This window comes from Parvibaculum sp., from assembly GCF_040882025.1.
GTDB lineage: Bacteria > Pseudomonadota > Alphaproteobacteria > Parvibaculales > Parvibaculaceae > Parvibaculum.
Map to the genome: position 1 here is coordinate 4017 of NZ_JBBECC010000051.1, position 2121 is coordinate 6137.

At 59.8% G+C, this 2121-nt stretch carries 3 protein-coding genes and 1 pseudogene; all 4 read left to right on the plus strand.

Annotated features, from left to right (window positions below):
• A pseudogene (locus tag WEB61_RS03270) lies at positions 1 to 530 on the plus strand (dihydrolipoyl dehydrogenase); the annotation flags it as partial.
• 72 nt (positions 531 to 602) lie between these two features.
• Positions 603 to 1085 carry a PAS domain-containing protein gene (locus WEB61_RS03275; protein ID WP_368062894.1) on the plus strand — a complete coding sequence of 161 codons (483 nt, stop codon included), beginning with the start codon at positions 603 to 605 and terminating at the stop codon, positions 1083 to 1085.
• A gap of 52 nt (positions 1086 to 1137) precedes the next feature.
• Positions 1138 to 1872, plus strand: coding sequence for a TerC family protein (locus tag WEB61_RS03280; protein WP_368062895.1), 735 nt, complete (start codon positions 1138 to 1140; stop codon positions 1870 to 1872).
• Positions 1872 to 2121 (plus strand): sulfatase-like hydrolase/transferase (locus WEB61_RS03285; RefSeq protein WP_368062896.1); only part of this gene is annotated, 250 nt, incomplete at its 3' end. The genes WEB61_RS03280 and WEB61_RS03285, both read left to right, overlap by 1 nt.

Sequence of the window (2121 nt, forward strand, 5' to 3'; positions counted from 1 at the left end):
CACATGTCGTCGTCAACGAATGGCTCGAGACGGACGCGAAAGGCGTCTATGCCATCGGTGATCTCGTCGGTCCGCCCTGGTTGGCGCACAAGGCGAGCCATGAGGGCGTACTGGCGGTCGAACGCATGGCGGGTCTGAAGGGTCTCCATCCCATCGACACGACGAAGATTCCGGGATGCACTTATTCGACACCACAGATTGCCAGCGTCGGTCTAACTGAAGCTAAGGCGAAGGAGCAAGGCCATGAGGTGAAAGTCGGCCGCTTTCCTTTCCGGGCCAACGGCAAGGCCATCGCGCTCGGCGACACCGAGGGTTTCGTCAAGACCGTCTTTGATGCCAGAACGGGAGAGCTTCTGGGCGCCCACATGATAGGCGCCGAAGTGACGGAACTCATTCAGGGATTCGGCATTGCCCGTGCCCTGGAGGCGACCGAGGCCGACCTGATCCAGACTGTTTTCCCACATCCAACCCTTTCCGAGATGATGGGCGAAGCGGTGCTCGACGCGTATGGCCAGGTGCTTCACACCTGATTGCCCGTTCCGCTGCCGACGTTCCCGGACTAAGCTCGTTCGCGGAACCCTTGTGGGTGCTGTGAAAATGCGATGAACGAAATCGAACTGAGCGGTATTGATTATCAGGTCGCCGAAGCCGAGACCTGCCTTCATCCCAAGAACCGAAAACTTCTGGATCTCTGGTCCGCAAGCCGCGCGCCTGATGGCGTCGGCGACCGGGCGAAGCTCGCGCCCGCTTCCCTGCTGCCGCTCCTCGGCGGCATTTCAGTCGCCCAGCCGGTCGAAGGTGGGAGGGATTTTCGCTTCCGCCTTGTCGGAACCGTAAATGAAGAACGTCTCGGTTTTGCGGCGACAGGGCGCCTGCTGACGGAGTGCTACGGTCCCAAAATGGCCAAGGAACTGATCGAACTCCATAACAGGGTGCTTGCAGAGAAGCGCCCTGTGATTCTGCGGGGACGTTTTTTGGGCGTTGGGCTCGAGCACGCGCTTTTCGAGGCGCTCCTTACCCCCGTCCGGACCTCAGGCGGCGACATGCAGGTTTTCGCCGGCATGTACGATATGGGTGAAAATTAACCCCGGTTTCCGGCCTTGACGGCGTCCTCGCGCCGCTGCACATCTATCGATCATGATAGATATTCTCCTTCAACCTGAAAACTGGGCCAGCCTCGCGACACTGACGATTCTCGAGATCGTTCTCGGCGTCGATAACCTCATTTTCCTCTCGATCCTCGCCTCACGCCTCCCGGCACATCAGCAGAAGCGCGGACGGAGGCTCGGTCTCGCCGCCGCGGTCGTAACGCGGCTGATGCTGCTCGCTTCGGCGGCCTGGATCGTCACGCTGACGGAACCGCTGTTCGACTTCGGCGAGTACGAAGTTTCCTGGCGCGACGTGCTGCTGCTCGGTGGCGGACTTTTCCTGATGGGGAAAGCGACAATCGAAATCCATCATTCGGTTGAAGGCGCGGGGCATGGCTCCGGTGCCGCCGGGGCGACAACCGCCAGCCTTGCAGCCGTCGTAATGCAGATAGGGCTGATCGATATCGTCTTCTCATTTGACACGGTGATGACGGCGGTCGGCATGTCGGACCATTTTGAAATCATGGCGATCGCCGTGATTGCCGCCGTGATTGTGATGATCTTCGCGGCTGAGCCTGTAAGTGCCTTCGTCGACAAGCATCCGACGGTGAAGATGTTGGCGCTTAGTTTCCTTATTCTCATCGGCATCGCGCTGGTGGCCGACGGGCTCCACTTCCACATCCCGAAGGGCTATCTTTACTTCGCGGTTGCCTTCTCCGTCGGCGTAGAAGGGCTCAATCTCTGGGCGCGGAGACGGCGCATGGTCAAGCTGGAGAATCGTTGATGGCGACGAAGGATGGCGGCAGCATCGCCGCTGATACGCCGAAGAACGCCGTCGTCATCCTTCTCGACAGCCTCAACCGTCACATGCTGGGCGCCTATGGCGGTCGCGAATTTGCGACACCCAATCTGGACCGCTTCGCCTCACGTGCCACACGCTTCACGCGCCATTTCACAGGCTCATTGCCTTGTATGCCGGCTCGTCACGACATCCTCTGTGGTGCGTTGGATTTTCTCTGGCGCCCATGGGGTT